Consider the following 19,398-nt stretch of genomic DNA (forward strand, 5'->3'; position numbering starts at 1 on the left):
GTCCCCACGCGGCGCGCGGTCGCCGGACGGGGCCCGGTCCTCGCGCGGCTTGCGCTCGACCGGGGCGGCGTCGACGATCCGGCCCTTGGTCCCGACCGGGATGCCCTGGTCGTGGAACAGGTGCTCGGAGGTGGAGTAGGTCTCGGTGGGCTCGGGGAACGGCAGGTCGAGCGTCTTGTTGATCATCTTCCAGCGGGCGATGTCCGGCCAGTCGACCAGCGTGATCGCCGTGCCGGTGGCACCGGCGCGGCCGGTGCGACCGATGCGGTGGACGTAGGTCTTGTCGTCCTCGGGGCAGGTGTAGTTGACGACGTGCGAGACCCCGCGGACGTCGATGCCGCGGGCCGCGACGTCGGTGCAGACGAGCACCTTGAGCTTGTCCTCGCGGAACTTGGCGAGCGCCTTCTCGCGGGCGATCTGCGCCATGTCGCCGTGCAGCGGGGCGGCGGCGAAGCCGCGCTCGGCCAGGTCGTCGGCGATCCGCTGAGCCTGGCGCTTGGTGCGGGTGAAGACGATCATCTTCTCCGCGTCGTCGGCCTGCAGGACCCGGCCGATGATCTCGGGCTTGTCGAGGTCGTGGGCGAGGTAGATGAACTGCGCCGTGGCCGGCACGGTCGCGTTCTCGTACGACGACTCGGCGCGGATGTTCATCGGGTGCCGCATGTGCGTGCGGGCCAGCGCGACGATCGCGGCCGGCATGGTGGCCGAGAAGAGCATCGTCTGCCGGGTCTCCGGCGTCATGCTCAGCAGGCGCTCCACGTCGGGGAGGAAGCCGAGGTCGAGCATCTCGTCGGCCTCGTCGAGCACGAGCGCGTGCACGTGCGAGAGGTCGAGGGCGCGACGGTTGGCCAGGTCGATGAGCCGCCCGGGGGTGCCGACGACGATGTCGACGCCGGAGGCCAGGGTGTCGAGCTGGGTGTCGTAGCCGACACCGCCGTAGACGGTGAGGACGCGCAGGCCGAGGTCGGCGCTGGCCAGGTGCAGGTCGTTGGAGACCTGGAGCGCGAGCTCACGGGTCGGGGCGACGATGAGCGCCTGCGGCTTGCCCTGCGGCAGGTCGGCGTACGCCGGGTCGGTGGTCGTGACGCTGCGCTGCAGCACCGGGATGCCGAAGGCGAGGGTCTTGCCGGTGCCCGTGCGGGCCTGGCCGATCAGGTCGGTGCCCATCAGGGCGACCGAGAGGGTCATCTCCTGGATGGCGAAGGGAGTGGTGATGCCGGCGCGCTCCAGCGCGTCGCAGATCTCGGGAAGTACCCCGAGCTCGCGGAAGGTGGTCATGCGGGTTCGCTTTCGTCGATTCGAGTCCGTGGGAGCGGCGGACCGAAGAGGAAAGCCTGCCGCGCACATGCGTCGGCGCCGGGAGTGACCGGGTCGGTCCGCCGGGTTGGTGCGAGGGCTGCTGCACTGCGAGCGCAGCTGCACTCGGGCTCCGGCGTGGCGCTCGATGCGGCCACTGTATCCCCTAGGGTGCGGACATGACTGAATCCTCCGGCGCGCCTGCCGGCCCGGACGACGGTGGGGCCTTCGGTGAGGCGGTCCACGACCCGGCCTACCGGCAGGCCGTGATCGAGCTCCTGGGCGTCATCGCGTACGGCGAGCTGTCGGCCTTCGAGCGTCTCGCCGAGGACGCCAAGCTGGCTCCGACCCTGGCCGACAAGGTCGCGATCGGGAGCATGGCGGCGGCGGAGTTCGGGCACCTGTCGCGACTCCAGGAGCGGCTCGAGTCGCTCGGCGCCGACCCGTTCGCGGCGATGGAGTCCTTCCGCGCGGGCTTCGACTCCTTCCACAGCCACACCGCACCGGCCGATTGGTACGAGGGCCTCATCAAGGCCTACGTCGGCGACGGCCTGGCCGCGGACTTCTACCGCGAGATCGCCGCCTACCTCGACGAGGACACCCGCGACCTGATCATCGACGCCCTCGACGACGCCGGGCACTCCTCGTTCGTCGTCGAGCGCGTGCGTGCGGGCATCGAGGTCGACCCCCGGCTCGGCGGCCGGCTGGCCCTGTGGGGGCGGCGCCTCATGGGGGAGGCGCTCATCCAGGCGCAGCGGGTGGCCGCGGAGCGCGACGCGCTCAGCGCCCTGCTCGCCGGGGGAGTGGACCGCCCCGGTCTCGACCTGGCTGCGCTCGGGCGGATGTTCACCCGGCTCACCGAGCGCCACGCCCAGCGGATGGCCGACCTCGGCCTCGACTCCTGAGCCGTCCCGGGACGCCGGGACAGACACCCGACGCGTGACGAAGGGCCCCGCACCGGTCGGTGCGGGGCCCTTCGACGTGCTGTGCCGGTCGGCGCTGCGTCAGACGTGCGTACGCGAACCGGTGTTGCGACCGGTGACGGTCGAGGCAACCACGACCAGGACGGCCGAGGTGATGATGGCGACGATCCAGCGGACCCAGTCGACACCGTTCGATCCGTTACCACCGAAGGCGGCGTAGATGTAGTAGCCGAGGATGATGCCGCCGATGCCACACAGGACGGTGAGCCACAGCGGGATGTTGTCCTTGTCGCCGGGGGCGACGAGCTTGCCGAGGAGGYCGATCACGACGCCTCCGATGATGAGCCACAGGATGTCCACGAGTTCTGCCTTTCGGATGCCGCACCCTGATGGTGCGGTCGAATGCCGACGAGAATGTCGGCACATTTCGCATCATCGTCCTGTAGGAGGTCGGGATCAAACACCGACCCCCTACAGGGGTGAACGAGTCGCGGAGGCCGCTCGGACAGCCGTGCTGCCGCGGGTCAGCGGTAGCCGACGGCGCCGGCGACACCGCCGCCGATCTCGACGTACGCGATCTTGCTTCCGGGCACCGCGATGCGGCGCCCACGGGTGTCGGTGAACGCGAACAGGCCGGATGACGCGATGGCCTCGGCGAGCTGTGCCTCGATGTCCTCGGGGCTGGCGTCGGTCTCGACGACCAGCTCGCGAGGGGCGTGCTCGACGCCGATCTTGACCTCCACGGGGAACTCCTTCAGGTGTACGACGGGGGTGTGTGGTGACGGTAGCCAGCAGGCCCTGAGGTCAGTGGTCCAGGGGGTATCCGCGGATCCCGCGCCAGGCGAGCCCGGCGACGAGGGCCGCCGCGTCCGACTGGCTGATGCCGGCAGTCTCGGTGAGCCAGAACCGGGCACTGACCTGTGCCATTCCCACCAGGGAGACGGCGAGCAGGCGCGAGGGCCCGTCGGGCAGGCCGGTGTCCTCGTGGATGACCTCGGCGATCATCGTGGCGCACTCGGTGGTGACCCGGTCGACGTGCTCGCGCACGGCCGGCTCGCTGGTCAGGTCGGACTCGAAGACGAGCCGGAAGGCGCCGGTGTCGGCGGCGACGTAGGTGTAGAACACGTCCATCGTGGCCTCGACGCGGCGCTTGTTGTCCTGCGTCGCGGCCAGCGCCTGACGGCAGTTGTCGATGATCGTGTCGCAGGACGTGTCGAGCAGCGCGAGGTAGAGCTCGAGCTTGCCCGGGAAGTGCTGGTAGAGCACCGGCTTGGAGACGCCGGCGCGCTCGGCGATGTCGTCCATCGCGGCCGCGTGGTAGCCCTGTGCGACGAAGACCTCGAGGGCCGACTCGAGCAGCTGGGCGCGGCGTTCGCGACGCGGCATCCGGCCGCCTCGCGGCCGGGACCCTCCCGAGTCGAAGCGATCAACGCTCACGTGATGTGTCCTCCCACGATGGATGAGCCCGCAGCCTACTCGCAGGTAGACGCGGACCGGGGCCCCGCGCGACGCGGGGCCCCGGCTCGGGTGGTGCGATTGGTGCGAGGTGGTGCCGTCCGGCTCAGGGAGCCGGGACGGCCGCCGGGTTGCTGACCGCGACGGTGAGGAACTCGCCGTCGTCGGCCGTGACCGTGGCCTTGACGCCGACGCCTGCCACCTTGACGGAGTTCTGCGGAGCAGCTGCGTCGTAGTAGGCGAGGGGGTCGGTGTCGTCGAACGTGGCCTTCTGCTTCACGCCTCCGGCGCACGCGGAGAGCGTCGAGACGGTCGGCGCCTTCTTGGTGCCGCCCGCGACCTCCTTGTGCAGGCACACCGGGTCGACCGTGTCGAGGCCGAAGGTGGCGTCGAACGGCTCGCGGCGGTTGCTCGGGCTGGTGCCGTCGGGGTAGGTCAGCGAGTTGGGCATGGCGTCCACGACCATCGCGTAGCCGGCACCGGGGTGCGCGGAGACGTTGTTGTCGGTGTACGACGCGTCGACGTACCAGACGAGCATGCCGTCCTGGAACGGGAAGAACTCGACCCAGTTGGGCTTCGTCAGACCGTTCGAGAACTGGTACGGGCCCTCCTTCAGGGTCTTGTCGTAGCCCACGTACTGCCGGTTCTCGATGAGGTAGTAGCGCTCGGCGTTGGTCGTCTCCGAGCCGGTCGAGACCTTCCAGCCCTTGGCCGTCCAGCCGTTGTCGCCGGACTCGGCGCCGTCGGTGACGGTGCCCGCACCGCTCTTGATCGCGATGTCGTCGAGGAACGCGCCGGCCTCGTTGGCGCCGCCGTCGGTCTTGTACAGGAACCGGAACAGCGACTCCTGGCCACCGGCCTTGTAGCTGTAGCGCAGGCCCTTCCACGTGTCGCGCGACGAGCCGTCGACCGGGCTGCCCACGTTGGTCCAGGTGGCGCCGTTGTCGAGGGAGTACTGGGCGTACAGGAAGTCGTAGCCCGCCTCGATCTCGTACCACGCCTTCGCCGTCACGGTCACCGACGAGGAGGCCGGGACGGTGCGGGTCAAGGAGTTGGACAGGTCGTCACCGCGACCCGACCACCACGCGTGCGTGCCGCTGGGCGGCGTCGCGTAGTCATTGGTGATCGAGGAGTTCGGCAGGTCGACCTTGATCGCCTGGTCGGCGCCGTCGTAGGTGTGCTGCGACGGGCCCAGGTTGTAGGTGCCGCTCTGGCCGGCGGCCACCTCGGAGTAGTCGAGCCAGCCGAGGAAGAGCTTCTCCTCCGGACCCATGAGGCCCGGGACGGTGCCGATGCCCTCCTCGCCGGCCGGCGCGCTGACGCCGTGGCTGAGCCACGAGCCGGACGACATCAGCGTCCAGAAGGCGCTGCCGTTCTCGCCGCCCGCGGTGTCGTAGTAGTCGGGCAGGCCGAGGTCGTGGCCGAACTCGTGGGCGAAGACGCCCAGGCCGCCGTTCTCGGGCTCGACGGTGTAGTCGCCGATGAAGTACTTCGAGCCGCCGATCTGCGCGCCGCCGCCGAGGTTGTTGGCGGTGCCGACCGCCGGGCCGGTGGTGCCGTAGCCCGTGCCGACGTACCAGCGGTGCGACCAGATGGCGTCCTCGTCGGCGCCGGCCTCCTCGCCCTCGCCCGCGTGCACGGCCTGGAAGTGGTCGATGTAGCCGTCCGCCTCGTTGAAGTCGCCGTCACCGTCGAAGTCGTAGCGGTCCCACTGGTCGAACTGGGCGAGGTAGGTGTCGATCTGCGCCGGCGTCTGGCCGGCGGCGAGCTGCGCCTGGTACCAGGAGTCGGCCGAGTCGTTGATGAAGGCCCAAGAGCCGCCGTCGTCCTCGACCGCGTTGTCGCCGTACGTCGAGGCGTTGCCGGGCACCGTGACCCAGTCGGTCACCGTGTTGATCGCGGTGTAACGACCCGAGGAGAGCTGCGAGTAGTAGTTCTTGAAGGACTCGCCGTCGCCGTTGAACATCTCCTCGAAGTGGCCCTTGCTGAAGTCGGAGACCCAGTAGGTGGAGTTGTCGGTGGTCCGGTCGGGCTCGGGGATGGTGTTGTGCAGAGGGCCGGGGGTGGTGCCGAGCTTGCCGGAACCGGTCGTGCCGAACTCGGACAGGATCGTGAAGATCTTGTCCTCCTTCTCGATCGGGAACTCGACGTACGAGCCGTCGGCCAGCGCCACGACGGAGCCTCCGTCGGCCTGGGGCTCGAGCGTGGCCCTGCCGTTCTGCAACATGGTCAGCGCCTTGTTCTTGAGGCGCTCCTGCTTCTTGGTCTGCGGCCCGGGACGGTTGTCCGAGCGGTGCGCGGCGGACTGGCCACCGGCATCGCCGCGGTCGGAGGCGGCGGTCGCCGAGGTGCCGGTGACCGTCGCCGCCATCGTCGCGGTGACCGCGAGGGCGGTGCTCCCGGTGAGGAGCCGTCGGGTGAACGAGTTCAAGGTGTGGCCTTTCCCGATTCTGGTGGGGGGAGGTGGAACGGGATTTCTTCAACCCGCCGACCCTCACGCACGCAAGACGTCCTGACAAGACCCCTCCGGGCGGAACCGTGGTGTCGTCATCGTCCGGATGCCGGGACGTGACCGGCCCGCGACCCGGCCGCGGGGAACATGGACGGTGACGGAGGCGTTCTGATCACGTCCCGCCAGAACTGTGTCGAGAAGCCCTAGGAGTACGCCGTGTCGTTCGCCCCGCTCGTCGAGCCTGCCGCCGAGCTCACCATCGACGAGGTGCGCCGCTACAGCCGGCACCTGATCATCCCGGACGTGGGCATGAGCGGCCAGAAACGCCTCAAGAACGCCAAGGTCCTCGTGATCGGCGCGGGTGGCCTGGGATCGCCGGCGCTGCTCTACCTGGCCGCGGCCGGCGTCGGCACCCTCGGCATCGCCGAGTTCGACGAGGTCGACGAGTCCAACCTGCAGCGCCAGATCATCCACGGCCAGTCCGACGTCGGGCGGCCCAAGGCCGAGTCGGCGCGCGACTCCATCAACGAGACCAACCCGCTGGTCGACGTCGTGGTGCACAACGAGCGCCTCGACAACGACAACGTCAAGCGCGTCTTCGAGGGCTACGACCTGATCGTCGACGGCACCGACAACTTCGCGACCCGCTACATGGTCAACGATGCGGCGTACTTCCTCGGGATCCCCTACGTGTGGGGCTCGATCTACCGCTTCGACGGCCAGGCGTCGGTCTTCGCGCCGATGCTCGGCGAGGACCTGCCGTGCTACCGCTGCCTCTACCCGGAGCCGCCGCCGCCGGGCATGGTCCCCAGCTGCGCCGAGGGCGGCGTGCTCGGCGTCCTGTGCGCCAGCATCGGCGCCATCCAGGTCAACGAGGCCATCAAGCTGCTCACCGGCATCGGCGACCCGATCGCCGGCAAGCTGATGATCTACGACGCGCTGGAGATGGAGTACCGCAAGCTGAAGGTCCGCAAGGACCCCGGCTGCGCGCTCTGCGGCGAGAACCCGACCGTCACCGACCTCATCGACTACGACGCCTTCTGCGGCGCGGTGTCCGACGAGGCCGCCGAGGCCGCTGCCGGGTCGACGATCTCGGTGGGCACGCTCGAGCAGATGCTCAAGGAGCGCGAGGCCGGCGAGCGCGACTTCGTGCTGATCGACGTGCGCGAGCCCAACGAGTACGAGATCAACCGGATCCCCGGCTCGGTGCTCATCCCCAAGGGCGAGTTCCTCAACGGCAACGCGCTCGGCGACCTGCCCGGCGACAAGCAGATCGTCATGCACTGCAAGTCCGGCGTCCGCTCGGCGGAGACGCTCGCCATCGTCAAGGGCGCGGGCTACGCCGACGCCGTGCACGTCGGCGGTGGCGTGGTGGCCTGGGTGTCGCAGATCGACCCCAGCCAGCCGGCGTACTGACGCTCCACCCCACCAGCGAGGCGTAACCCTGCGGGGTCACGCCTCGTTGGCGTGTGGGGCCGGCGGTCCTGTCTCGTGGGGGACAGGGCCGTCGGTCGTCTCGTCGGACACCGTCGGTCGAGCCGTCTATGGTCATCGCCATGAGGAGGCCCGCCGTCGTCGCCACGCTGGCCGTCGCCGGCACGAGCCTGCTCGTGGTGCTGGCCGTCTGGGCGGCACTCATCGGGCCCCAGCAGGTCTTCACCGGCGACGGACCCGAGAAGCGTCCCGAGTCGTCGGTGTCCACCGAGGACGCCCCCGTCGACACCACCGGCACGACCCGCGACGACGTCGAGCAGTCGGATCCGCCCACCTGGGTCCGGATCCTGCTCAACGTCGTGGGAGGCGCGATCCAGCTCGTCGCGCTGGCAGGCATGCTGCTCATCGCGTTCCTGCTCGTACGCCGCGCGCACACCGCCTGGGCGCTGCGCCGCGTCCACGAGGAGGCGGCGACGGGCGAGTTCGAGGCGCTCGACGACCGGCGGCGGATCGCCGGTGCGATGGCGCAGGACGGCGCCGAGCAGGTCCGGCTGCTCGAGGAGGGCGAGCCACGCAACGCGATCGTGGAGTGCTGGCACCGGTTCGAGGTGCAGGCCGAGCGGGCCGGGCTGGGCCGTCGTCCCGCCGAGACGTCCTCCGAGCTCGCGCTGCGGATGCTCGACGTCGCCGACGTGGACCRGGCCGCGGTGACGCGACTGCTCGAGCTCTACCGAGAGGCCCGCTTCAGTGGTCACGAGGTCGGCGAGCAGGACCGTCGCGACGCGCTCGAGGCCCTCGCCCGCATCCGCGCCGGGTCCGGGGCGGTGCGATGAGCGACTCCCTGCGCCGCGCCTGGATGTCCCGGGCAGGCCTGCTCATCGCGATCATCGCCGTCGGACAGGTCGTGCTGACGCTGCTGGACTTCGGGCCTCGGCTGCTCGGCTGGGCCCTGTTGATGACCGCCGTCGCCGCCCTTGTGTGGCTGCTCCTGGACGCCAACGAGACGCGTCCGGCCGACTGGATCGACAGCCGACCACCCCTCGTGCGGCCCGACGACGGCGAGGAGTCGTCGTACAGCCGGATCCTCCAGGGCCACCTCGACTCCCGCGATCCGGGTCCGGCGCTGCGTGACCGTCTGGTCGCCCTCGCGCGGACCCGTGATCCCGGGTTGACCGACCCCGACCTGCGCGACCTCGCACAGGGTCCCGTCCGCCGGCTCTCGCCGGAGGAGATAGACCACTACCTGACCAGGATCGAGGCCCTCCGTGACCGTTGACCCCGTGAGCCATGAGCAGCTGACCACCGCCGAGGCCACCCGCGTGGCGCGCGAGGTGCTGGACCGCGTGGGCCAGGCCATGGTGGGCAAGCAGCACGCGCTCAGCCTGGTGCTCGCCGCGATCCTCGCCAAGGGGCACGTGCTGATCGAGGACTTCCCGGGGCTCGGCAAGACCTTGGCCGCCCGGTCCTTCGCGCAGGCGCTCGGGCTGGACTTCGCCCGCGCCCAGTTCACCCCCGACCTGCTGCCGGCCGACCTCACGGGCTCCTACGTCTTCGACCAGCGCACGAGCGACTTCTCCTTCCGGCGCGGGCCGCTGTTCACCGGGCTGCTGCTGGCCGACGAGATCAACCGCACGCCGCCGAAGACCCAGGCCGCCCTGCTCGAGGCGATGCAGGAGGGGCAGGTGACCGTCGAGGGGGAGACCCACATGCTGCCGCGGCCCTTCCACGTGCTCGCGACCGCCAACCCGGTCGAGTACGAGGGCACCTACCCGCTGCCGGAGGCCCAGCTCGACCGGTTCCTGATGCGCGTCGACTTCGGCTACCCGACCGCCGACGAGGAGTACGACGTGGTCGCCCGCCGGGTGGCCCGCCGGCAGGAGGAGGTCGTGGTGGCCCCGGTCACCGACGCCACCGGCCTCGCGGCGCTCCAGGCTGCCGTCGAGCGGGTCGCGGTCGACGAGTCGGTGGGTCGCTACTGCGTCGCCCTGGCCGCGGCGACCCGTGGCCACGCGGAGGCCCTGACCGGCGCCTCCCCACGCGGGAGCCTGGGGCTCGTGCTCGCCGCTCGAGGCTGGGCCCTGCTGCGCGGTCGCGACTACGTGGTCCCCGAGGACGTGAAGTCCGTGGCCCGGGCGGTGCTGGGGCACCGGATCACCGTGCGTCCCGAGCTGTGGATGACCTCCGCGTCCGGACCCAAGGTCGTCGACTCCGTCCTCTCGTCCGTGCCGACCCCGCAGACGCTGGAGCGGCGGTGACCCGATGGCGCGCGACCCCGGCGCTGGCCCGTGCCTGCGCCGTGGCCGCCGCCGGCCTGGTGGGGGCCGTCACGCTGGGCTCGCCGGTGCTGGTCGTGCTGACCGCGCCGTTCCTGGTGCCGGCCCTGCTGGGACTGCTGAACCACCCCCGGACGTCGCCGCGGACGGCCACCGACCTGGGGGTGCTGCGGTTGCACGAGGGCCAGGGTGCGGTGAGCGCCCTCGCCGTGGAGCCCCTCGAGGGGGTCGAGCAGGTCACCCGCGTGATGGAGCGACCGCCGTACGTCGTCCTCGCACCGCTGCGGGGAGCCGTCGGCGGCCTGGTGCGCGACGGCGTGCCCGAGGTCGGGGTGGGTGTCACCCGGTGGGGGCCCCGCTCGCTGGGCAGCGAGCAGGTGGCGCTCACCGGTCGCTGGGCCGGTTTCCGCTGGGGACCGGTGAAGCTGCCCGCGGTCACCCTGGGGGTGCTGCCGCAGGCGGCGGCCTTCGACTCGCGGGCCGAGGCGCCGCAACCGGACGGACTCGTCGGCGCGCACCGCTCGCGGAGGGTCGGCAGCGGCACCGAGTTCAGCGGCATCCGACCCTTCACCGCCGGTGACCGCCTGCGTCGCATCCACTGGCCGGTGTCGCTGCGCACCGGCTCCCTCCAGGTCGTCACGACCCGCTCCGAGCTGGACTCCGGCGTGCTGGTGGTGGTCGACGCGTTGCGCGACATCGGGCACAGCGGCGGGATCCACGGCACCGCCAGCAGCCTCGACCTCACCGTGCGGGCCGCCTCGGCGCTGGTCGAGCACCACCTGCGGGTCGGCGACCGGGTGGGCCTGCGGGTCCTCGGCCCGGGTGACGCGCGCGTGCGGTTCGGCACCGGCACCCGGCACCTGCACCGGTTGACCGGGACACTGGCCCGCGTGATCCCCGAGACCCGTCACGTCGGCGACGACGCCGTCCTCGACCTCGGCGTCCAGGGCGACTGCGTGGTCTACGTCCTCTCCCCGATGCTCCATGCCCCGGTGGTGACGGCCACGGCGAGCCTCGCCTCCCGCGGCGTGCCGGTGCTCGTCATCGACACCCTCGGCGAGCGCGACCTCGACGCGCTGGGCGGTCCCCGGTCGCGCACCGCGCTGGCCTGGCGGATGCGTGCCGTCGAGCGGGACAACCTGCTCGGCAGGCTCGCCGCGCTGGGCTGCCCGGTCGTCCCGTGGCGCGGACCCGGCACGGTCGACGACGTCCTGCACCGGCTCGCCCGGCGGGCCCAGCAGCCCCGGGTGCGGGCCCGGTGAGCCCGGTCGGGCAGCGGAGCCGCTCCGCCCTCGTCGTGCGAGGCCTGCTCCTCGTGCTGCCCCTGGTCGCGGTCGCCGCCGCGGGGCAGCGGCCCCACGTCGTCTTCGTGGTCCTGCTCGTGGTCCTGGGCGGGCTGTGGGCGGCGATGCCCGAGTCGCCGGCGGGGCCGCTCGTGGTGCTGCTCGTCGTGGCGTGGTGGGGGGCCCGCGTCGACGACCCGCTCGACGTCGGTGTCCTCGTCGCGGCCGGAGCGCTGGTGGCGGCCCACGTCGCAGGCGTGCTGGCGTCGTACGGTCCGGCCCGCATGCCGGTGGACCGTGCGCCGACGTGGCTGTGGGTACGCCGCGGCCTGCTGGCCTGGCTCCTCGCGCCCGTCGCCTGGCTCGCTGCCCGGGGGCTCGACGCCGCGCCCGACCAGCCGACGCTGTGGACCGTCGGGCTCGTGACGGTCGCAGCACTGGTCGTCGCGGCGGGGCTGGCCCTGCGCGAGGCACCGACCGACGCGTGACCGTCGACCGGGCGCGGGCGCCGTACGAGCGCCGGAGGGGCCACAATGGGGCCCATGATGTATCGCGCGGTACACACGGTGGTGCGGCCCACGGTCAGGGCCCTCTGGCGACCGACCGTGACCGGTCTCGAGCACGTGCCCCGCAGCGGGGCGGTGATCCTGGCCAGCAACCACCTCTCCTTCGTCGACAGCGTGGTGATCCCGGTGGTCGCACCTCGCACCGTGGTGTTCCTGGCCAAGTCGGACTACTTCACCGGCACGGGCGTCCGGGGAGCGCTCCAGCGTGCGTGGTTCGAGGGGCTCGGCATGCTGCCCGTCGACCGCGAGGACACCAGGGCCGCGATCGCCAGCCTCGACACCGCGCTGGAGGTGCTGGGCCGCGGCGAGGCCTTCGGCATCTACCCCGAGGGCACCCGCTCGCGCGACGGCCGGCTCTACCGCGGCCGCACGGGCGTCGCCCACCTCGCGCTCACGGCCGGGTGCCCCGTCGTGCCCGTCGCGCTGAGCGGCACCCAGGACATCCAGCCGGTCGGATCCAGGCTGCCGCGGCTCGCGTCGGTGACGGTGCGCTTCGGGCCGCCGATCGAGGTCGCGGGGGAGTACGACGACGTGCCCTCGGGCCGGGCGCGCCGCGACCTGACCGATCGGGTGATGGCGGCCATCGGTCAGCTGTCCGGCCAGGAGGAGGCGGGGGTCTACAACGAGCGCCCCGCTCCCGTGTGACCCCCGTCCACCATCGGCTGTCGGTGCCGTCTGGTTGGGTCGTCCCGTGACCTCCCCGCACCGTGGCAAGCACGACGGCCAGCAGCTCCCGCGCCCCGGATACCGGCTCGTGCGCAGCGAGCCCGGTCAGGTCGTCGGCCCGCGCCTCGACCCGCACCAGCAGCGGGTGGTCGACCACCCCGGGGGACCGATGCTGGTCCTCGCGGGCCCCGGCACCGGCAAGACGACCACGCTGGTCGAGGCCATCGTCGACCGCATCGAGCAGCGGGGGGCGAGCCCCGACGAGGTGCTCGCGCTCACCTTCTCCCGCAAGGCCGCCGAGCAGCTGCGCGACCGGGTCACGGCCCGGCTCGGCCGCACCAGCACCACGACGCTGAGCTCGACCTTCCACTCCTTCGCCTACGGCCTGATCCGCTCCTACACGCCGGCCGGGGTCTACGACGGACCGCTGCGCCTCCTCTCGGCCCCCGAGGCCGACGTGGTGATGCGTGAGCTGCTGACCGACCACCCCGAGTCGGTGGCCTGGCCCGAGTCCCTGGCCCGGGCGGTCGGCACCCGCGGGTTCGCCCGCGAGGTGCAGGCGGTGCTCGGCCGGGCCCGCGACAACGGTCTCGACGACCGCGGCCTTCTCGCGCTGGGCCGCGCCGAGGACGCCCCCGAGCTGGTCGCGGCCGGGCTCTTCATGGGTCAGTACCTCGACAACCTCGACGCCCAGAGCGCCCTCGACTACTCCGACCTGATCCGGCGGGCCACGGCGGTGGCGCGCGACCACCGCGACGAGCTCCGGGCCCGCTTCACCCACGTCTTCGTCGACGAGTACCAGGACACCGACCCGGGCCAGGTCGCGCTGCTCCAGGAGATCGCCGGCGACGGGCGCAACCTCACCGTGGTCGGCGACCCGCACCAGTCGATCTACGGCTTCCGGGGCGCCGAGGTGCGGGGGATCCTCGAGTTCCCCACCACGTTCCCCGCGGCGGGCGGGTCGCCGGCCGAGGTCGTCGCGCTGCGCACCACCCGCCGCTTCGGCCCGCGCCTCCTGCTGGCCGCCCGACGCATCTCCGGGGGCATCGCCCTGCCGGGGACCATCCCCGAGGCGGCCCGGGCCGACTTCGCCGACCCGGTGGCCGAGTCCGGCGCACACGGTGACGGTCGGGTGGAGGTGCTGACGTTCGACACCGAGCGGGCCGAGGCCGAGCACCTGGCCGACCTGCTGCGGCGGGCCCACCTCGAGGACGGCATCGCCTGGGACGACATGGCGGTGCTGGTGCGCTCCGGGCGCACGTCCATACCCGGCCTGCGCCGCTCGCTGGGGGCGGCCGGCGTGCCGGTCGAGGTCGCCGGCGACGACGTCCCCCTCGTGCGCGACCCGGCCGCGCTGCCGCTGCTCGACGCCTTGCGGGCGATCCTCAACCTCGACAACGACGACCCCGACCACGTCGACTTCATCGACCCGGCGCGGGCCGAGGCCATGCTCCTGGGCCCGCTGTCGGGGCTCGACGCGGGGCAGCTGCGGCGACTGGGACGCCTGTTGCGGGCCCGGGAGAAGGCCGTGGCCAAGACCGAGGAGCGGGCGCCCCGACGCTCGCGCGACCTGGTGCGGCAGGTGCTCGTCGATCCGGGCTTCCTCGACGGCCTCGAGGGACCGGAGGTCACCCGCGCGCGGGCCTTCGTCGCCCTGGTGTGGAGCGGGCGGGCGGCCCAGGCCGACGGCGACACCGCCGAGGAGGTCCTGTGGCTGCTGTGGTCCGGCACGCCGTGGCCCGAGCGGCTGCGCCGCGGGGTCGAGGCGGGGGGCGCGGCCGCACGACGGGCGCACCGCGACCTCGACGCCATCGTCGCCCTCTTCGAGGCGGCCGCGCGCGCCGAGGAGCGCAAGGACCACCTCGGCATCGCCAACTTCCTGGCGACGCTGGTCGCGCAGCAGATCCCCGGCGACACCCTGGCCGAGCGGGGCGTCCGCGGGGCCTCGGTGCGCCTGCTCACCGCCCACCGAGCCAAGGGTCTGGAGTGGCGACTCGTCGTGGTGGCCCACGTCCAGCAGGACGTCTGGCCCGACCTGCGGCGGCGCAGCACCCTGCTGCAGGCCGACCGGATCCGGGCCGACGGACTGGTGCCCCCGGTGAGCACGCGCGAGCTGCTGACCGAGGAGCGCAGGTTGTTCTACGTCGCCTGCACCCGCGCCCGGCAGCGCCTGGTCGTCACCGCGGTCGCGTCGACCGACGAGGAGGGCGAGCAGCCCTCCCGGTTCCTCGCCGAGCTGCAGATCCCACCGGTGCGCCACAGCGGACGGCCGCGTCGACCGCTGTCGATGGCCGGCCTGGTGAGCGATCTGCGTCAGCAGCTGGCCGATCCCGACACCCCGCCGGCGCTCCGCGAGGCGGCGGCCCGACGTCTCAGGGCGCTGGCCACCGAGTCGGTCGGCGGCCGGCCGCTGGTGCCTCAGGCCGACCCGGCCAGCTGGTGGGGCACCCGGGCCGCAAGCCTGTCCGCGCGCCCGGTCCGGGCCGCCGACCAGCCGGTGCCGCTCTCGGCCAGCACCCTCACCGGGCTGATGGCCTGCCCGACCCAGCACTTCCTGTCCCGCGAGGCCGGTGGCGTCACCCGCTCGCACCAGTCCGCCAACCTGGGTCAGATCGTGCACGCCCTCGCCGAGCGGGTCGGCACCGGTGACATCGCGGCCGGGCCCGACGACGCCGACCTGCTCATGCAGCACGTGGACGCCGTGTGGCAGCGCCTCGAGTTCCGCACCCCGTGGGCGGCGGCGCGCGAGCACGCCCGGGTCCGCTCGGCGCTGGCGCGCTTCCTGGCCTGGCACCACTCCAACCCGCGCCGGCTCGTCGACACGGAGACCAAGTTCGCGACGGTGGTCGAGCTCGACGACGGCGAGCAGGTCCGCCTCGGCGGCTACGTCGACCGGCTCGAGGTCGACCACGACGGACGGGTGGTGGTGGTGGACCTCAAGACCGGCCGCACCAAGCCGTCCGGCCCCGCCGTCCAGCGGGACCGCCAGCTCGCGCTCTACCAGCTCGCCGTCGACCGCGGCGCGGTCGACGAGGTCGTGCCCGACGCGGCGTCCGGGGGCGCGTTCCTGGTCCAGCTCGGCGCGCTCGACGACAGCCCGTCGGCCGTCGAGCAACGCCAGGACCCGCAGCCCGACGAGTCACCCGAGCGCGAGGACCTGCGGGCCGCCCTGTCCACCGCCGCCGGCTACCTGCGCCGTGAGGAGTTCCCCGCGATCCCCGGAGACCACTGCAAGGACTGCCCCTACGTCTCGCTGTGCCCCGCCAAGGGCGCCGGATCGGTGGTGTCACTGTGACCGCGACGACCACGCCGTCCGTGCGTCCGGCCCTGCGCATCGACACCCCCGAGGACCTCCAGCGGGTCATGCAGACGCGGTTCGCGCCCAGCCCGCAGCAGTGGGCCGCCATCACCGCTCCGCTGTCCCCGGCGGTGGTCATCGCCGGTGCCGGCTCGGGCAAGACGACACTGATGGCCGCCCGGGTGGTCCACCTCGTGGTGACCGGGCAGGTGCGACCCGACCAGGTCCTCGGGCTCACCTTCACGACCAAGGCCGCCGGCGAGCTGCGCAGCCGCATCCGGGCCGCGCTGGTCACTGCGGGAGTCCTCGACTCCGCGCCGCGCGACGACGAGGAGGACGTGCTCGAGCCCACGGTGGCGACCTACAACGCCTACGCCGCCGACCTGCTGACCACGCACGGCCTGCGCATCGGCCACGAGCCCGACACGCGGGTCGTCACGGACGCCGCCCGCTACCAGCTCGGCGCCCGGGTGGTCGATCGCTACACCGGCGTGGTCGAGCACCTCACCGACCACGCCGAGACCGCCATCCAGAACCTCCTGGCCCTCGACTCCACCCTCAGCGAACACCTGCGCTCGCCCGACGAGGTGCGGGCGTTCGACGCCGCGGAGCGGCCCGGGTTCCTCGCCGCGAGGCTGCTCGAGGAGCAGGGCAAGCACCGTGCGACGTACCTCGGGGAGATCGACAAGGCGATCTTCGCCATCGACCGTCGTGCCGAGCTGCTCGGCCTGGTCGAGAGCTACCGTCGACTCAAGGGCGACCTGGGCCTCATGGACTTCTCCGACCAGATCGCCCTGGGTGCGCGGCTCGCCGACGAGCAGCCCGACGTCGGGGCGGCCGAGCGCGACAGGTTCCGGGTGGTGCTCCTCGACGAGTACCAGGACACCTCGGTCGCCCAGGCGCTCATGCTGTCCAGGCTCTTCTCCGGCCCCGACGAGGAGTCCGGGCTGGGTCACGCCGTCACCGCGGTGGGCGATCCCAACCAGGCCATCTACGGCTGGCGCGGTGCCTCGGTGTCCAACATCCTCAACTTCGCGGACACCTTCCCCGCCGCCCACGGGGGAGCGGTCCCGGTGCTCCCGCTGACCGTCAACCGGCGCTCCGACACCCGGATCCTCGACCTGGCCAACGTGCTGGCCCAGCCGTTGTACGACGCCTTCCCGCAGGTCTCGCCGCTGGTCGCCGACGAGGACGCGGCCCCCGGCCTCGTGCAGACCCAGGTCTTCGAGACCCACCGCGAGGAGCTGGCGGCCCTGGTCGAGCGGGTCCGCGACGCCCACACCCGCACGGGCGACTGGTCGCGGCTGGGCGTGCTCACCCGCGACAACGCGCACGCCGAGGAGGTCTTCGACGCCCTCACCAGCGCCGACGTGCCGGTCGAGATCGTCGGTCTCTCCGGGCTCCTCCGGCTGCCCGAGGTGGCCGAGATCGTGGCCACGCTGCACCTCATGCACGACGTCACCGCCAACGCGTCCCTGCTGACCCTGCTCACCGGCCCGCGGTGGGCGGTCGGGCCCCGCGACCTGCACCTGCTCGCCCAGCGGGCGGCCGAGCTGTCCGGCGGCAGGGGACGCGCCCCCGACGCGGTCGACATCGGCGAGGCGCTCCTCGAGATCGCCGACGGCATCGACCCCGCGGAGGTGCCCGCCCTCGGCGACGCGCTGGAGGACCCGGGCGACGACCTGCCCTACTCCGACGAGGCCCGCGACCGCTTCGCCCTGCTCGCCGGCGAGCTGCGGATGCTGCGCTCGCACGTCTCGGAGCCGCTGCTCGACGTCGTGCGTCGCGTCATCGACACGTCCGGCGTCGACATCGAGCTCGCGTCGGCGGTGGGCCCGGCGGCCCTGGCCCGGCGCGACAACCTCGACCTCTTCGTCAAGGCGGTCGCGGAGTTCCAGGCCGTCGACGGGGACGTCAGCCTGCCCGCCCTGCTGGCCTACCTCACCGCCGAGGACGACCAGGGCAACGGCCTCGACGCCGCGACGCCGAGCGAGGCCGACTCGGTCAAGCTGCTGACCGTGCACCGGTCCAAGGGCCTCGAGTGGCACTCGGTGTTCCTGGTCGGGGTGGGGGAGAGCCGCTTCCCGTCGACCCGGGGGCGGACGCTGTGGACCTCGTCACCGTCGGTGATGCCGGCGCCCCTGCGTGGTGACGCGGGGGACCTCCCGCAGCTCCAGGGCTACGACAAGGCGGCCCTGGACGCCTACCGCGCCGCCTCCAAGGCCCACGAGGCCACCGAGGAGCTCCGGTTGGGCTACGTCGCCTTCACCCGGGCCGAGCACGAGATGTGGGTGACGTCCTTCCTCTTCAACACCCGCAAGAGCCCGTTCGGCCCCTCGCCGTTCCAGGAGACGATGCGCGACGTCATCGCGGGTTGGGGCGAGGAGGTCGCCGGCTGGCTCGACAAGCCCGCCAAGGACGCCCCGCACCCCTACGCCGGCGAGGACCCCGCACGTCCGTGGCCGTTGACCGGGATCGGTCGCGAGGCCCAGCTGCGCCTGGCCGCCGCGGAGGCGGTCCGGTCCGTCGACCCCGGTGCCCCCGACGAGGGGCTCGACGTCGTCACCGCCGGCCAGGTCGCCGACTGGGACGCCGCGATCGAGCGGCTGCTCGCCGAGGCCAGGGCCGATCGCGGCGGCCAGATCCGCGTCGAGCTGCCCTCCAGCCTGTCCGCCACCGCCCTCAGCCGGTTGCGCGACGACCCCCAGCAGTTCGCCCGCGAGCTCGCCCGACCGATGCCGCGCAAGCCGTCGTCGGCGGCGCGCTTCGGCACCCGGTTCCACGCCTGGGTCGAGTCGCGCTTCGGCCAGCCCGAGCTGATCCCTTACGACGAGCTCGAGGGCCGTGCCGACGCCGGCATCGACGACGAGTCCGACCTCGCCGAGCTCGTCGCCCGCTTCGAGTCCGGCCCGTACGCCGACCGGGTGCCGCACGCCGTCGAGGCACCGTTCGCCCTGGTGCTCGCCGGCCAGGTGGTCCGTGGCCGGATCGACGCGGTCTACACCGACGACGTCGACGGCGAGCGCGGGTTCGTCGTCGTCGACTGGAAGACCAACAAGGCGGCGACCGCCGACCCGCTCCAGCTGGCGATCTACCGGCTGGCCTGGGCCGAGCTCACCGGCACTCCCCTCGAGCGCGTGCGCGCGGTCTTCCACTACGTCCGCTCGGGCCAGACGGTCGAGCCGGCCGACCTGCCGGGCCGCGAGGAGCTGGAGCGCATCGTCGTGGGCTGATTCGGGTCGTCACACCTGCCCGACCTGCGTCGTCAACGCGGTGAGAGTGCCGGTGAGGGTGCCGATGAGGGCCGATCGCAGGAGGATGGGGACATGGACGACGAGGTGCTGGCGGAGCGGTTCGAGCGCGCCCGCCCGCGGCTGCACGCCGTGGCGACCCGGATGCTGGGTGGCCACGCGGCCGCCGACGACGCGGTCCAGGAGGCCTGGCTGCGGCTGCACCGCAGCGAGCCGGACGCGATCGACAACCTCGACGGCTGGTTGACCACGGTGGTGTCCCGGATCTGCCTCGACACCCTCAAGTCGGGCACCACGCGCCGGGAGCACCCCGTGGACGAGGTGCCCGACGGCGCGGTCGCGCACGAGCCGGACCCCGCCGAGCAGGCAGCCACCGCCGACGCGGTCGGAGCCGCCCTGCTCGTCGTGCTGGACCAGCTGGGGCCCACGGAGCGGTTGGCCTTCGTCCTGCACGACCTGTTCGGGGTGCCCTTCGACGAGGTCGCGCCGATCGTGGACACC

16 protein-coding genes are annotated in these 19,398 nt (G+C 72.7%); 11 read left to right on the forward strand and 5 right to left on the reverse strand.

Going from position 1 to position 19,398, the window contains the following annotated elements:
* Window positions 1-1,278 (reverse strand): DEAD/DEAH box helicase (locus tag AC1DQF_RS17205; protein WP_477526444.1); only part of this gene is annotated, 1,278 nt, incomplete at its 3' end.
* A gap of 197 nt (window positions 1,279-1,475) precedes the next feature.
* Here AC1DQF_RS17205 and AC1DQF_RS17210 point away from each other — a divergent pair.
* Window positions 1,476-2,201 carry a ferritin-like fold-containing protein gene (locus AC1DQF_RS17210; protein WP_477526445.1) on the forward strand — a complete coding sequence of 242 codons (726 nt, stop codon included), beginning with the start codon at window positions 1,476-1,478 and terminating at the stop codon, window positions 2,199-2,201.
* A 99-nt stretch (window positions 2,202-2,300) separates the two neighbouring features.
* On the opposite strand, the gene AC1DQF_RS17215 is transcribed toward AC1DQF_RS17210, so the two are convergent.
* From AC1DQF_RS17215 to AC1DQF_RS17230, 4 genes are all read right to left on the reverse strand, one after another.
* Entirely contained in the window at window positions 2,301-2,579 is a 279-nt protein-coding gene (locus AC1DQF_RS17215) for a GlsB/YeaQ/YmgE family stress response membrane protein (RefSeq protein WP_477526447.1), read from the reverse strand.
* Window positions 2,580-2,743: 164 nt separating this feature from the next.
* Window positions 2,744-2,962 carry a DUF3107 domain-containing protein gene (locus AC1DQF_RS17220; RefSeq protein ID WP_477526448.1) on the reverse strand — a complete coding sequence of 73 codons (219 nt, stop codon included), beginning with the start codon at window positions 2,960-2,962 and terminating at the stop codon, window positions 2,744-2,746.
* A 61-nt stretch (window positions 2,963-3,023) separates the two neighbouring features.
* The gene (locus AC1DQF_RS17225; protein ID WP_056928231.1) at window positions 3,024-3,605 is read right to left on the reverse strand and encodes a TetR/AcrR family transcriptional regulator; all 582 of its coding nucleotides are present in this window, start codon (window positions 3,603-3,605) and stop codon (window positions 3,024-3,026) included.
* Between the two features lie 175 nt (window positions 3,606-3,780).
* Window positions 3,781-6,105: an immune inhibitor A domain-containing protein gene (locus AC1DQF_RS17230; protein ID WP_477526449.1), complete on the reverse strand. Its 2,325-nt coding sequence runs from the start codon at window positions 6,103-6,105 to the stop codon at window positions 3,781-3,783.
* 237 nt (window positions 6,106-6,342) lie between these two features.
* Here AC1DQF_RS17230 and moeZ point away from each other — a divergent pair, with 237 nt between their 5' ends.
* The 10 genes from moeZ to AC1DQF_RS17280 all read left to right on the forward strand — a co-directional run.
* Window positions 6,343-7,542, forward strand: a complete 1,200-nt coding sequence (gene moeZ, locus AC1DQF_RS17235; protein WP_477526450.1) for an adenylyltransferase/sulfurtransferase MoeZ — start codon at window positions 6,343-6,345, stop codon at window positions 7,540-7,542.
* A 140-nt stretch (window positions 7,543-7,682) separates the two neighbouring features.
* Window positions 7,683-8,393 (forward strand): DUF4129 domain-containing protein, encoded by a 711-nt coding sequence (locus AC1DQF_RS17240; protein WP_477526451.1) that lies wholly within the window; start codon window positions 7,683-7,685, stop codon window positions 8,391-8,393.
* A complete protein-coding gene (locus AC1DQF_RS17245; protein ID WP_477526452.1) occupies window positions 8,390-8,836 on the forward strand; it encodes a hypothetical protein in 447 nt (148 codons plus the stop codon). Before AC1DQF_RS17240 ends, AC1DQF_RS17245 begins: the two co-directional genes overlap by 4 nt.
* Before the next feature lie 4 nt (window positions 8,837-8,840).
* Complete coding sequence (locus AC1DQF_RS17250; protein WP_477526453.1) at window positions 8,841-9,815, forward strand: AAA family ATPase; 975 nt, start codon at window positions 8,841-8,843, stop codon at window positions 9,813-9,815.
* Window positions 9,812-11,095 carry a DUF58 domain-containing protein gene (locus AC1DQF_RS17255; protein ID WP_477526454.1) on the forward strand — a complete coding sequence of 428 codons (1,284 nt, stop codon included), beginning with the start codon at window positions 9,812-9,814 and terminating at the stop codon, window positions 11,093-11,095. Before AC1DQF_RS17250 ends, AC1DQF_RS17255 begins: the two co-directional genes overlap by 4 nt.
* A complete protein-coding gene (locus AC1DQF_RS17260) occupies window positions 11,092-11,604 on the forward strand; it encodes a hypothetical protein (RefSeq protein WP_477526455.1) in 513 nt (170 codons plus the stop codon). The genes AC1DQF_RS17255 and AC1DQF_RS17260 overlap by 4 nt, the downstream gene beginning before the upstream one ends.
* A 54-nt stretch (window positions 11,605-11,658) precedes the next feature.
* Complete coding sequence (locus AC1DQF_RS17265) at window positions 11,659-12,327, forward strand: lysophospholipid acyltransferase family protein (protein WP_477526456.1); 669 nt, start codon at window positions 11,659-11,661, stop codon at window positions 12,325-12,327.
* 46 nt (window positions 12,328-12,373) lie between these two features.
* Window positions 12,374-15,643 carry an ATP-dependent helicase gene (locus AC1DQF_RS17270; RefSeq protein ID WP_477526457.1) on the forward strand — a complete coding sequence of 1,090 codons (3,270 nt, stop codon included), beginning with the start codon at window positions 12,374-12,376 and terminating at the stop codon, window positions 15,641-15,643.
* Window positions 15,640-18,879 (forward strand): ATP-dependent helicase, encoded by a 3,240-nt coding sequence (locus tag AC1DQF_RS17275; protein WP_477526458.1) that lies wholly within the window; start codon window positions 15,640-15,642, stop codon window positions 18,877-18,879. The genes AC1DQF_RS17270 and AC1DQF_RS17275 overlap by 4 nt, the downstream gene beginning before the upstream one ends.
* A 93-nt stretch (window positions 18,880-18,972) precedes the next feature.
* A partial coding sequence (locus tag AC1DQF_RS17280) for a sigma-70 family RNA polymerase sigma factor (protein ID WP_477526459.1) occupies window positions 18,973-19,398 on the forward strand: 426 nt, incomplete at its 3' end.

The sequence above is a fragment of the Nocardioides sp. P4_G4 genome (assembly GCF_056401085.1).

Excerpts from the sequence above, each read along its gene's own strand:
- AC1DQF_RS17210 (WP_477526445.1), top strand. The coding sequence starts at position 1,476 with ATGACTGAATCCTCCGGCGCGCCTGCCGGCCCGGACGACGGTGGGGCC.
- AC1DQF_RS17225 (WP_056928231.1), bottom strand. The coding sequence starts at position 3,605 with ATGCCGCGTCGCGAACGCCGCGCCCAGCTGCTCGAGTCGGCCCTCGAG.
- AC1DQF_RS17245 (WP_477526452.1), top strand. The coding sequence starts at position 8,390 with ATGAGCGACTCCCTGCGCCGCGCCTGGATGTCCCGGGCAGGCCTGCTC.
- AC1DQF_RS17265 (WP_477526456.1), top strand. The coding sequence starts at position 11,659 with ATGATGTATCGCGCGGTACACACGGTGGTGCGGCCCACGGTCAGGGCC.